General features: G+C 76.3%; 9 protein-coding genes. 6 read left to right on the forward strand and 3 right to left on the reverse strand.

Going from position 1 to position 12,629, the window contains the following annotated elements; genetic code table 11:
• Nucleotides 1-594 precede the first annotated feature (594 nt).
• Genes QMQ26_RS21055 through QMQ26_RS21075 form a run of 5 tightly spaced genes read left to right on the forward strand, consistent with a single transcriptional unit; the run spans nt 595 to nt 9,396 of the window.
• On the forward strand, nt 595-1,641 hold the full coding sequence (locus QMQ26_RS21055; protein ID WP_282202326.1) for an ABC transporter transmembrane domain-containing protein: 1,047 nt from the start codon (nt 595-597) through the stop codon (nt 1,639-1,641).
• The gene (locus tag QMQ26_RS21060) at nt 1,524-2,222 is read left to right on the forward strand and encodes an ATP-binding cassette domain-containing protein (RefSeq protein WP_282202327.1); all 699 of its coding nucleotides are present in this window, start codon (nt 1,524-1,526) and stop codon (nt 2,220-2,222) included. The genes QMQ26_RS21055 and QMQ26_RS21060 overlap by 118 nt, the downstream gene beginning before the upstream one ends.
• A 1-nt stretch (nt 2,223) precedes the next feature.
• Nucleotides 2,224-5,466: a DUF4135 domain-containing protein gene (locus tag QMQ26_RS21065; RefSeq protein ID WP_282202328.1), complete on the forward strand. Its 3,243-nt coding sequence runs from the start codon at nt 2,224-2,226 to the stop codon at nt 5,464-5,466.
• A 28-nt stretch (nt 5,467-5,494) separates the two neighbouring features.
• Nucleotides 5,495-7,816 carry a TOMM precursor leader peptide-binding protein gene (locus QMQ26_RS21070; RefSeq protein WP_282202329.1) on the forward strand — a complete coding sequence of 774 codons (2,322 nt, stop codon included), beginning with the start codon at nt 5,495-5,497 and terminating at the stop codon, nt 7,814-7,816.
• Nucleotides 7,817-7,869: 53 nt separating this feature from the next.
• Nucleotides 7,870-9,396 (forward strand): SagB family peptide dehydrogenase, encoded by a 1,527-nt coding sequence (locus QMQ26_RS21075; protein WP_282202330.1) that lies wholly within the window; start codon nt 7,870-7,872, stop codon nt 9,394-9,396.
• Nucleotides 9,397-9,728: 332 nt separating this feature from the next.
• On the opposite strand, the gene QMQ26_RS21080 is transcribed toward QMQ26_RS21075, so the two are convergent.
• The 3 genes from QMQ26_RS21080 to QMQ26_RS21090 form a co-directional block, all read right to left on the reverse strand.
• Nucleotides 9,729-10,424 (reverse strand): response regulator transcription factor, encoded by a 696-nt coding sequence (locus tag QMQ26_RS21080; protein ID WP_100836674.1) that lies wholly within the window; start codon nt 10,422-10,424, stop codon nt 9,729-9,731.
• A 31-nt stretch (nt 10,425-10,455) separates the two neighbouring features.
• Nucleotides 10,456-10,743, reverse strand: coding sequence for a hypothetical protein (locus tag QMQ26_RS21085; protein ID WP_282202331.1), 288 nt, complete (start codon nt 10,741-10,743; stop codon nt 10,456-10,458).
• 250 nt (nt 10,744-10,993) lie between these two features.
• On the reverse strand, nt 10,994-11,323 hold the full coding sequence (locus QMQ26_RS21090) for a hypothetical protein (RefSeq protein WP_100836672.1): 330 nt from the start codon (nt 11,321-11,323) through the stop codon (nt 10,994-10,996).
• A gap of 271 nt (nt 11,324-11,594) precedes the next feature.
• On the opposite strand from QMQ26_RS21090, the gene QMQ26_RS21095 reads away from it, so the two are divergent.
• Nucleotides 11,595-12,614 (forward strand): LuxR C-terminal-related transcriptional regulator, encoded by a 1,020-nt coding sequence (locus QMQ26_RS21095; RefSeq protein WP_318551997.1) that lies wholly within the window; start codon nt 11,595-11,597, stop codon nt 12,612-12,614.
• Nucleotides 12,615-12,629 lie beyond the last annotated feature (15 nt).

Here is a 12,629-nt window from a genome sequence, read left to right on the forward strand (position 1 = left end):
CGTCGGGGCGGACCGCAGACCGCCGCGGAGGACGAGGAGCGCGACCCGGCGACCCGGGCCGACGCCACCGCGGCCGCCAACCGGACCGCACTCGCGGACGCGTTGGCCGAGTTCGGCACCGTCACCCGTCCGCACACCTCCCCGCGCCACGGCGGCACCCCGCCGACAGCGCCGCGCCACCGCGCGGACCGGGCGCGGGAGGTGCTGCGGGCGCTGGGAGTGCCGGTGCCGAAGGAGATCCCCGCCGCGGTGCGGGACGCCGCCGACCCGGTCACGGCGCTGCTGCGCCGGGCCGGGGTGCGCTGGCGCCCGGTCACCCTCGCCGACGGGGACGAGACCGGCACGGCCGGGCCGATGGTGGCGTTCGCCGCCGAGGACGGCCGGCCGATCGCCCTGATACCCCGGGCCGGACGGCACCGCCGCCACGACCCGGGCTCCGAACGGGCTGCCACCCGTGCGGAGTTGAGCCGCCAGGCGCTACTGCTGTACCCGCCGCTGCCGCCGGGGTGCCCGTCCCCGGCCGACCTGCTGCGCTTCGCCCTCGCCGTGCCCGGTGCCCGCCGGGACCTGGGAGTGCTGAGCCTGGCCGGTCTGGTGTCGGCGCTGCTCGGCCTGCTCGTCCCGCTGTCCACCGGAGTGCTGCTGCCCGGCCTGCTGCTGGCCGAACGGCACCCGGTGCGCTGGCTGGCCGTGCTGCTGGGCTCCGCGGTGGTGGCGTCCTGGCTGCTCACGCTGGTCCGCAACACCGCCGCCGTCCGGCTCACCAGCCGGGTGCAGCACGCGCTCGAACCCGCCGTCTGGGACCGGCTGCTGGCCCAGGACGCCAGGTTCTTCCGCGACTACACCACGGGTGACCTGGTGCACCGGGCGAACGCGGTGGCGCAGGCCCGCCAGGCCCTCTCGGAGGTGCTGGTGGGCGCCGTACTCGGTGCGGTGTTCGCCGTCACCGGGCTGACGGTCCTGCTGCTGGTGGACTGGCGGCTCGGCGGGCTGCTGCTGCTCGCCGTGCTGGCGGTGACGGCCGCGCTGCTGCTGCTCGGCCGTCGCCGCCAGGAGTACGAGTCCCGGGTGTACGCGGCGCACGGGCAGCTCCAAGGGGTGCTGTACGGGCTGCTGCTGGGCATCGACAAGATCCAGACCGCCGGCCGGGAGATCCAGGCGTTCGCCCGCTGGGCCGCCCCGTTCGCCGGGCAGAAGCGGGCCGACGCCGCCGCGATGCGCAGCGAGGCCCTGTCGAGCGCGCTGACCACCGCGCTCCAGCCGCTGCTGCTGGCCGTCCTGCTGGCCGGGGCGACCTTCGGCCCGGCCGCCGAGGCCGGGCACCTGATGGCCGCCGGGGTGGCGGCCGGACAGGTCGCCCTGGCGCTCGGCCAGGTCACCCACGCCGCGGTCGGCGCGTACGGCGTCGCCCCGGTGCTGGAGCGGCTGCGCCCGATCCTCGCCGAACCGGCCGTGAACGCCGCCGAGCGGGCCGGACAGCTCACCGACCCCGGCCGCCTGAAGGGTCAACTCGCCTCGAACAGGTGGTGTTCCGCTACCCGGGCAGCGCGCTGCCCGCCCTGGACGGGGTGTCGCTGCGCGCCGAGCCCGGCGAGTTCGTCGCCGTGGTCGGCCCGTCCGGCGCCGGGAAGTCCACCCTGATCCGGCTGCTGCTCGGCTTCGAGCGGCCCGAGGCCGGCGCGGTCCGCTACGACGGCCGCGAACTGGCCTCGCTGGACGCCCGGTTGGTGCGCCGCCAGCTCGGCTCGGTGCTCCAGCACGGCCGGATGCTGCGCGGCTCGCTGCTGGAGAACCTGGCCGGCGCCGACCCCGACGTCGCCGAGGACCGGATCTGGCACGCCGCCGAACTCGCCGGGATCGCCGACGAGTTGCGCGCCCTGCCGATGGGCCTGGGCACCCGGGTCGGCGAGGACGCCCAGGGCTTCTCCGGCGGCCAGGTGCAGCGCCTGCTGCTGGCCCGCGCCCTGGTCCGCGACCCGGCCGTGCTGCTGCTCGACGAGGCCACCTCCGCACTCGACAACGCCACCCAGCAGCGGGTCGCCGAGGCCGTCGCCGGACTCGACCGCACCCGCCTGGTGATCGCCCACCGACTGAGCACCATCCGCACCGCCGACCGGATCTACGTGCTGGACGGGGGCCGGGTGTCCGCCGAGGGCACCTACCGCGAACTGCTCGGCACCGACCCCCTGTTCACCCGCCTCGCCCGCTTCCAGGAGATGTGAGATGTCGCTCGACGTTCAGACCTGGCTCCGCACCCCCGGGACCCCGGGCCACGCGGCCCCGACCGCCGCCCTGCTGCCCGGCCTGCCCGGCGCCGACGAACGGCTGCACGCCGTGATCGCCGCCGCGGCGAGTTTCGAGGAACGCGCCGCCGCCCGCGACGACGGGCAGGCCCTGTTCACCCCCGATCCGGCCGAGGACCGGCGCAGCCGCGCCGCCGCCGTCGAGACCTGGCTGCGCCGGGCGGCGGGCGACCAGCGCTCCGCCGGGGTGCTGCTCGACCACCTCGCCGAGACCGGCCGTCCGCTCGGCGAGGGCCTGCGCCGGGTCCGGCTGACCGACCCGGCCGCGCTGCCCTCCTGGGCCCACGCGCTGGCGGTGTTCCTGCGCGCCCAGAGCGAGGCGCCCGCCACCGGCCCGGGCGCGGTCGCGGCCGGCTTCCGTACCGCCGCCGACGCCTTGCTGCCCGCCGGGGACGGCTCCGTGCTGGGCGTCCCGGTCACCGCGAAGGGCCGCGCCGACGTGGTCGGCACCCTGACCGGACGGCTGGTCGAGGCCGCCAACCTGACGCTCTGCCAGGAGTTCCAGCTCGCCACCGGCCGCCCCCGCGCCACCAGCTGGGACGCCGAGGGCGGCCCGGACGCCTCCGTGGCGGGCTGGCTGGCCCGGCTGGAGCGGCTGCCCGCGCTGGCCTACCTGATCGGCACGGTCTGCCGGCAGTGGCAGGAGATGTACACCGAGATGTTCGCCCGGCTCGCCGCCGACCGGGCCGGCCTGGTGGCCGAGATGTGGGGCGGCACCGACCCGGGCGCGCTGGACTCCGTGCACGGCGACGCCGGCGACCGGCACGCCCAGGGCCGCTCGGTGGCGCTGCTGCGCTTCGAGAGCGGCGCGGGCGTGGTCTACAAGCCCAAGGACATGCGGCACGCGACCGCCTTCCTCGGCCTGGTCGAACGGCTCAACCGGGAGCTCTCCCTCGACCTGCCGCTGCGCACCGTGCTGCTCCGCTCCGACCGGGGCGACGACGGCCACGGCGCCTCGCTCAGCACCGACTGCTCCGGCGACTACGGCTGGGAGGAGCTGGTCCCGTCCCGCCCCTGCGCCGACCGCGCGGGCTTCGCCCGGTTCTACCGCCGCCTGGGCATGACCATCCGGCTGGTGCAGCTGCTGGAGGGCCGCGACCTGTGGGCGGACAACCTGCTCGCCGACGGCGAGCACCCCGTCCTGATCGACCTGGAGTGCCTGCTCTACCCGCGCGTCCAGGCCCCGCCGGTGCTGACCGCCGGACAGCACGGCCTGCTGGACGAGCTGGAGACCACCGTGGTGCGCACCGCGATGGCCTTCCAGGCGTGGACCCCGGCCGGACGCACCGACGCCCTCGACATCGGCTGCCTGTCCCGGGTCGGCAGCCTGGAGAGCGCCCCCGGCGTGCCCGCCCTGCCGCTGCCCGCCTACCGCCCGGTGCACGACGGGCAGCCCGCCGACCCGTGGCAGTACACCGACGAGGTGGTCGACGGCTACCGCGAGATGCACGCCGCCCTGCACCGGCTGCGCGGCGAACTCGCCGACCCCGAAGGGCCGCTGAGCGGGTTCCGGGGCATCTGGGTGCGCTACATCTGGCGCCACACCTGGGACGGCTACAAGATCCTGCGGGCCTCCACCAGCCCGTTCGCGCTGGACGACGGCGCGACCCGGGAGACCGTCATCGCCGGGGCGCTGCGCGGCGCCGTCACCGCCCGCGCGGGCGACGCGGCCCGCGGCGACCTGCTGGAGGTGGTGCTCGCCGAACTCGACTCCTTCCGCTCCTTCGACATCCCGTTCTTCCGCTCGCTGACCACCTCCTCCTCGGTGTTCACCGCCGACGGCCGGGAGATCCCCGGCCACTTCCAGTCCACCGGCTGGCAGCGCCTCCAGCTGCGGGTCGCCGAACTCGACGGCTTCGACCTGGAGGGCCACGTCGCGGTGCTCTCCGGCTGCGCGGACGCCGCCCGGGCCGGCACCGAGCGGCCCCCGGCGGCACCCGCCCGACCGCTGCGCGCGGCCCAGCCGCCCAGCCCCGGCGAACTGCTGTCCGCCGCCACGGCACTCGGCGACCGCATCCTCGCCGACCGGCGCCCCACCGGCTGGCTCGGCCAGAGCTGGTACCCGGGCACCGGCCTGCGCCAGGTCGAGGCGCTCGGCCCCGACCTGACCTCCGGCACCCTCGGCATCGCCCTGCTGCTCGCCGAACTCTGGTCCGCCACCGGCGAACCGCGCTTCCACCGGGCCGCGCACGGCCTGCTCGCCGAGGCCACCGCGCTGATCGACCCGAAGGAGCCGATGGCCTTCGCGTTCGCCGGCGACTCCCGGCTGGCCTCCGGCGCGCCCGTCCCCGGCGGCTTCTTCGGCCCCGGCGCGATCATCCACGGCCTGGCCCGGGGCGGGCTGCTGCTCGGCGAGGCCGACTTCCTCACCGCCGCCCAGGCCCTGGTGCCCGGCGCGCTGTCGGTCGCCGAGTCCGCCTCCAACCGGCCCGGCCGCCCGAGCCGGGTCCCGCACGCCGACGTGCCGCTCGGCAGCGCGGGCCTGCTGCTCAACCTGCTGCGCCTGCGCCGCGCGGGCGGCAGCCACCCCGACACCGACCAGGGCATCCGGGAGCTGGCCGCCGGCGCGCTCGACCGGCTCGCCGACGAGCACACCCCGTTCGACTTCCTGGAGCTCGTCCCCGGCGGCGCCGACTCGATCGCCGCCGCGCTCGCCCGCACCCTCGCCGAAGCCCCCGCGCTGCTCACCGACCCCGAGGACCTGCGGACCCGGCTGCACGCGCACCGCTTCGCCACCGGCACCCGCTCCGGGCGCCTCGCCTGCCTGGACACCGCCGTCTCGCTCGGCGCCGACGCCGTCGACCAGGCCGACCTGGGCGCGCTCACCCCGCCCGTCACCGGCCCCGAACTCGCCGCCCTCACCGGCCGCGCCCTGCTCTCCGCCGCCACCGAGGCGCTCACCGCCGCCGAGGCGGGCCTGGTCCACACCCTGCCCGAGGACGTGGAGGCGCTGCTGCCCGGCCCGTTCTACGACGGCCGCGAGGCCGCCGCCCTGATGGTCCGCGAACTGCTCACCCGCCACCGCCTGCACGGCACCTGGTTCCCGGACCGGGCCGCGCACGACGCCGTCAACCTCGGCGCGCTGGACGGCACCGTCGCCGTCGGCCTGCTGCTGCTGCGCCTGCACGACGCCTCCGCCGCCCCGCTCGCCACCCTGCGCTGACCGCGCGCCGCTTCGAGGAGTACCCGCCATGTCCGAACTCATCGGCTTCAAACGCCACTTCACCCCGTACGTGGTCGACGGCGAGGCCGTCTACCTGGTCTCCGAGCGCGGCGTCTCGGTGGTCGACGGCAGGCTCGCCCAGGCCCTCGCCCCGCTGCTGGACGGCACCCGCACCGCCGAGCAGATCGGCGCCGCCCTGGACGGCGTCGTCCCCGCCGACAAGCTGCGCGCGGGCGTCGACAAGCTCCGGGCCGGCGGCTGGGTCACCGCCGCCGACCCGGCCACCGACCGCCCCGGCGCGGCCTTCTTCGAGATGGCCGGGCAGGACGGCGACACCGCGATGGCCGCGCTGCGCGGCGCCACCGTCCGGGTCGAGGTGTACGGCGAGCTGGACGCCGCGCCGTTCCTGGCCGCGCTGGCCGCGGCCGGCGTCACCGTCGACCAGGACGCCGCGTTCACCGTCGCGCTCACCGAGGACTACCTGCACCCCGGCCTGGCCGAGCGCAACCGGCGGGCCCTGGCCGACGGCCGCCCCTGGCTGCTGGCCCGCCCGGTCGGCTCGATCGTCTGGGTCGGCCCGGTGTTCAGCCCGGACGCCCCGGGCACCGAAGGCGCCGAGAACACCGAGGGCGCCGAGAACGCCGAGAACGCCGAGGGCACCGGCGGCTCCGGCTGCTGGGAGTGCCTGGCGCACCGGCTGTCCGCCAACCGGCAGTCGCTCAGCTACCTCCAGCACCGCCTCGGCCAGGACCAGCCGATCTCCACCGCCGGCGCCCACCTGCCCGCCACCCTGGCGCTCGGCACCCAGCTCGCCGCCCTGGAGACCGCCAAGTGGCTGGCCGGCGCCCGACCGTCGCAGCCCGCCGTCACCACCCTGGACACCGTGCTGCTGGAGAGCGAGAAGCACGTCCTGGTGCGCCGCCCGCAGTGCCCGTCCTGCGGCGACGACGCGATCATGGAGCGCCGCCAACTCGCCCCCGTCGCCTTCGATTCCCGCCCCAAGGCGTTCACCGCCGACGGCGGCCACCGCTCGGCCTCGCCCGAGGACATGCTGGAGAAGTACCGCCCCCAGCTCAGCCCGATCACCGGCGTGGTCACCACCCTGGTCCCCGCCGCCCGCACCCCCACCGGCCTGCGGGTCTACGTCTCCGGGCAGAACCTGTCCCGGCAGAGCGGCGACCTCAAGCAGCTGCGCACCGGCCTGCGCTCGGTCAGCTGCGGCAAGGGCCGCACCGACGTGCAGGCCCGGGCCTCCGCGCTCGGCGAGGCCATGGAGCGCTTCTCCGGCGTCTTCCAGGGCGACGAGGCCCGCCGCACCGCGACCTTCGCCGAACTCGGCGACGCCGCGATCCACCCCGCCCGCACCCTGCTCTACTCCGACCGGCAGTACGCCGAGCGCGACCGCTGGAACGTCAAGCAGTCGATGTTCAACGTCGTGCCCGTCCCGTTCCGCGCGGACGACCCGATCGAGTGGTCCCCGGCCTGGTCGCTCACCGAGCAGCGGCACCGCTGGCTGCCCACCCAGGCGATGTACTACGGCTACCGGCACAGCGGCCGGTTCTACGCCGCGGGCGACTCCAACGGCTGCGCGGCCGGCACCTCCTTCGAGGACGCCGTGCTCCAGGGCTTCCTGGAACTCGTCGAACGGGACGCGGTCGCGCTGTGGTGGTACAACCGGGTCCAGCGCCCGGCCGTCGACCTGGACTCCTTCGGTGACCCGTACGTCGACCAGCTCCGCGAGGTCTACCGCGGCCTGCGCCGGGAGGTCTGGGCGCTCGACCTGACCGCCGACTTCGGCATCCCGGTGGTGGGCGCGTTCTCCCGGCGCACCGACGCCCGGCCCGGCTCGGGCACCAACGAGGACGTGCTGATCGCGTTCGGCGCCCACCTCGACCCGCACATCGCGCTCACCCGCGCCCTGACCGAGATGAACCAGTTCCTCGGCCCGGTCGCCGGGGACGAGCACGGCAAGGTCAGCTACGCGGGCGCCGACCCCGAGCAGAAGGCCTGGTGGACCACCGCCACCGTCGCCAACCAGCCCTACCTGCTGCCCGACCCGCACGCCCCGCGCTCCACCCCCGCCAGCTGGCTCCCGCTCGCCGGGGCCGACCTGGCCGACGACCTGGCGCTCGTCCAGAAGATCGTCGAGGACCGCGGCATGGAGTTCCTGGTCGCCGACCAGACCCGCCCCGACGTGGGGCTGCCCGTCGCCCGGGTGATCGTCCCCGGCATGCGGCACTTCTGGGCCAGGTTCGCGCCCGGCCGGCTCTACGACGTCCCGGTCCGGCTCGGCTGGCTGGACGCCCCGACCCCGGAGAGCGAGCTCAACCCGATCCCCATCTTCATCTGACCGACGCGCGGGGCAGCCGGGCCCGGCTGCCCCGCCCATCCGGGGAGGTCCCCATGACCGTCATCGAACACCTGCCGCCCGCCCCCGCCACCGGGGGCCACCGCCCGCTGCGCCGCCTGCTCCGGCTGCGCCCCGAGGTCGAGGTCACCGCCCAGGGCGCCGACGTCGAACTCGCCCACCCCTGGGGCCGCCAGCGCGTCCACGCGCTCGGCGAACGCACCGTCGCCGCCCTGCTCGACCTGACCCGCTCCGACGCCGACCTCGACCTGCTGGCGCTCGACCACGTCCGGCTGCTGAAGCTGCTCGAACGCTTCCCGTACCTGGTCACCACCACCGTCGCCGACCCGCTCGGCACCCCGCTGGCCACCGCCGTGCCGATCGCCCGCTCCGCCGACCTGCCCGGATTCGCCCGCCCCACCGGCCGGTTGGTGCTCTCCCGGTTCGCCTACCTGCGCCGGCTGCCGGACGGCCAGGGCCAGGACGGCGAGAGCTGCGTCCTCGAATCGCCGATGGCGCCGTTCCGGCTCACCCTCCACCAGGCCGCCGCCGGGGCCTTCGTGGCGGCGCTCAGCGCCTCCCGCACCGCCGAGGAGGCCGCCCTGCTCGCCGGAATGTCCCCCGGCGAGGGCGAGGCGCTGGCCGGACTGCTGGCCGGCGGCGGCTTCCTGGACGCCGGGCAGGGCTCCGAGGCCCCGCTCTGGGACTTCCACGACCTGCTGTTCCACGCCCGCAGCCGCCCCGGCCGGCACGACTACCCCACCGGCGGCGTCTTCGCCCACCAGGACGTCCCGCAACTGCCCGCGGTCTCCACCCCCGGCGCCCGCGAGGAGGGCGAGGGCATCGACCTGCCCGTCCCGGACTGGGACACCGTGGTCGCCCGCGACCCCGCGCTCAGCGAGGTCCTCGAAGGCCGCCGCTCGGTGCGCTCCTACGCCGACACCCCGGTCACCCTCGACCAGCTCGCCGAACTGCTCTACCGGGTGGCCCGGGTCCGCCGGGTGATCCCCGGCGACCCCGCCGACCCGCACGGCTACGACGGCGTCGAGCGCCCCTACCCGGCCGGCGGCGCCACCGGCGAACTGGAGGTCTACCTCTCGGTGGTCAAGTGCGTCGGCCTGGAGTCCGGCGTCTACCGCTACGACGCCGCCGCCCACCGGCTGCGCCCCCGCCCGTTCCAGCACCCCGGCGAGGAGGCCGCGTTCGGCGAACTCGTCACCGCCGCCTGGCGCGCCACCGCCTGCACCGTCGACCCGCAGGTGCTGCTCACCGTCACCAGCCGGTTCGGCCGGCTGTCCTGGAAGTACAGCCAGATCGCCTACGCGCTGACCCTCAAGCATGTCGGCGTGCTCTACCAGACCCTCTACCTGGTGGCCACCGCGATGGGCCTGGCCCCGTGCGGACTCGGCTCCGGCGACACCGACGCCGCCGCCCGGGCGCTCGGCCTGGACTGGACCGCGGAGTCCTCGGTCGGCGAGTTCCTGATCGGCAGCCGCCCGGCCGGGGTGCCGCGCACCGCGCACGGCTTCGCGGACGTGGTGGCCGCCGCCCGCGCCGGGGAGGGCTTCGGCGAGAACTTCTGACCGACCCGCCGCGCCGCACTGCACCCGGCCGCGCGGCGCCGTGCGCGCGACACCCGGGCCCACCACGCCCTGGCGCGCGACACCCGGGCGCACCACGCCCTGGCGCGCGACACCCGGGCGCACCACGCCCTGGCGCGCGACACCCGGGCGCACCACGCCCTGGCGCGCGACACCCGGGCGCACCACGCCCTGGCGCGCGACACCCGGACGCAGGCACGCCTGCGACCCGTCAGCGGGAATCTGACGGGTCGTCGGCGAGCCTGCGTTCTTGTCCTGCCGTGTCCTGCCGTGTCCTGCCGTCCTCGCGGCCTGCCGGGCCGCGGTCCGCCGGCCTACAGCCAGCCGCACTCGCGGGCGATCCGGATCGCGTCGCAGCGGTTGCGGGCCCGGGTCTTGGCGATCGCCGCCGAGACGTAGTTGCGCACCGTCCCCGGGGAGAGCGACAGTGCCGCGGCGGCCTCCCGCACCGTGCTGCCCGCGGCGATCTCGCCCAGCACCGCCAGTTCCCGGCGGCTCAGCGGCCCGGCCTGCCCGGTGCGCACCACGTCCAGCACCAGCCGCGGGTCGTACACCCGGCCGCCGCGGGCCAGTTCGCGCACCGCCGCGATCAGCGCGGGGGCCTGCACGTCCTTCAGCAGGACCCCGGCCGCGCCCTCCACCAGGGCCCGCCGCAGCTCCGCCGTCCGCGGCAGGGCCGGCACCAGCAGTAGCACCGCCGCGCCCGGCGCCGCCTGCTGCACCTGCCGGGCCAGTGCCGGCCCGTCCGGCTGCTCCGGGTCCAGCCCCAGCACCGCGACCGCGGGCCGCACCCGGGCCGCCGCCGCGACCGCCTCCTCCCCGCCGGCCGCCTCGGCGACCACCGCGAGGTCCTCCTCCCGGTCCAGCAGGGCCCCCAGGCCGGAGCGGAACAGGTGGTGCCCGTCGGCCAGCAGGATTCCGGTCGAGTCCGTCGCCGCCGCGATCCCGGGGACCGGGAAGCGGTGGGCCGTGGCCCGCTGCACCAGCGGGCGTTCCAGTGCGGTCGTCATCCGCGTGCCTCTCCGGTCCGCTCCGGTCCGATCAGCCCCAGCCCCAGGTCCCGGACTGCTGCGGGCCGCTCGGGCTGCCGGACGGGGTCGGGGTCGGGCTGCCGGACGGGACCGGGCTCGGGTCCGAGACGCCGCCGCCGATCACGACGTTCTGGGCCCCCGCGTCCGCGGGCTGCTGCGGACCGCCGGCGACCGCCCCGTCGGCGGTGACGACGGCACCCGGTCGAGCCGGGCCGGCCAGTTCGGCGGCGGTGGCGACGCCGCCGACCGTCAGCGCACCAAGTACCGCAATCGTGACAATTCGGATGTTCAGCGACATGGGAGTGCCCGATCCTCTCGCGTTCGGCTGATGCCCCGGGCTGCCACCGGGGCGTGTGGTGTGAGCCGTCGTCAGGTGGCCGGTGCGATCCGCGTCCCCCGCCGGGGGCTGCTCCCGCTTCCTCGCTCCGTCGTCCTGCCGACAACAACGAGAGTGCTCCCGGTGGCACCTCCGTGTCAGTAGTCGGAGCTGTCACCACAGTGCCGTGACACTGTGGTGCCAGCTCCACCACCGGGTTGTTGATGTACCGTCAGCTACGGGCGCTGTCCTGCCACGTGCCCAGCGCGATCCACGGGTCCGCCTCGCAGAGCGCCACCGACCAGCCCGCCAGCGGCCCGTCCGGCCCCACCAGCGCCGCCGCGCCCGCCCGCAGCGCCCACTCCGCCGACAGCAGCGAGGCCGCCGTCAGGAAGCACATCGCCGCCAGCCCGTCCGCGACCTCCAGCACCCGGACGTGGCACACCCGGGCCCCGTCCAGCGGCAGCCGCAGCAGCGCGGCCCGCACCGGGCCGGCCCCGGCGGACACCGCGCACCGACCCGACACGGGCGGCGGGTCCAACTCCAGGCGGATCGCGTACATCCGTCCAGCGTGGCAAATCCGCCCCCGATCCGCGCGGTACGACGGGTGTCACATCCCCGCCTGGCACGAATATGACAGTTGCCTGGCGCTCTTCACGGCTCGCCCACCTGTACGACAGAATCTCCGCAAGCCAGTTCTCGACGGTGACCGGTCAGCGCTAGTCTGACGCCCGGTCAGCAGGAATCCGGGGGGCGCGCCACGGCGCGCTGGAGGTCGACATGCGCAGAACCACGCGGACGGACTCGAGCCGGGGCACGCGGAAGAACGGATCTTGACCGCCGGCGGCCCGATCGGGCTCGACCCGTTCGGCGAGGCGGTCTACCGCGCCATGCTGCTGCACCCCGACCTCGACACCGGCGGCCTGGCCGGCCACCTCGACTCCACCGAGGCCGAGGTCGGCCACGCCCTCGACCGGCTCGCCGACCTCGCCCTCACCCGCCCCACCAGCTGCGGCACCCGCTGGCGCGCCGTCAACCCCGAACGCGGCCTGGCCGCCCTGCTCGCCCACCAGGAGGCCGAGGAGGCCCGCCGCCAGCGCGAGGCCGAGCGCAGCCGGGCCGCGATGGCCGGACTGATCGCCGAGTACGCCAGCCTCCACGCCCCCGGCGCCGACGGGCAGCGCGGCATCGAGATGCTCTCCAGCCTCGACCAGGTCCGCGACCGGCTGATCCAACTGGCCTCCGACGCCACCGCCGAGGTGCTCTCCTTCGCCCCCGGCGGCCCGCAGCCCGCCCCCGTCATGGAGGCCAGCCGCGCCCTCGACCAGGAGACCCTGGAGCGCGGCGTCCGGATGCGCACCGTCTACCAGGACAGCGTCCGCAACGACCCCGCCACCGTCCAGTACGCCCGCTGGCTGCACGGCCTCGGCGGCGCCGTCCGCACCACGCCCACCCTGCCGCTGCGCATGATCGTGGTCGACAACGCCACCGCCATCGTCCCGATCGACCCCGACGACCCCCGCAAGGGCGCCGTCCTGCTCCAGAGCCCCGGCGTGGTCGCCGCCCTGCGCGCCCTGTTCGACCAGGTCTGGGAGCACGCCCGCCCGCTCGGCGAGAAGAGCCCCCAGCGCGACCCGCACGGCCTCACCGGCCAGGAGCGCGAACTGCTCCGGCTGCTCGCCGACGGGCTCACCGACGAGCGCGCCGGCCAGCGCCTGGGCGTCTCGCTGCGCACCGTCCGCCGGATGATGGCCGACCTGATGGTCCGGGTGGACGCCCGCAGCCGCTTCCAGGCCGGCATCCAGGTCGCCGCCCTCGGCTGGCTGGAGGCCGCCGAGGACGCCCCCGCGTGACGGCAGCGGCCCCCG

Source organism: Kitasatospora fiedleri, assembly GCF_948472415.1.
Lineage (GTDB): Bacteria > Actinomycetota > Actinomycetes > Streptomycetales > Streptomycetaceae > Kitasatospora > Kitasatospora fiedleri.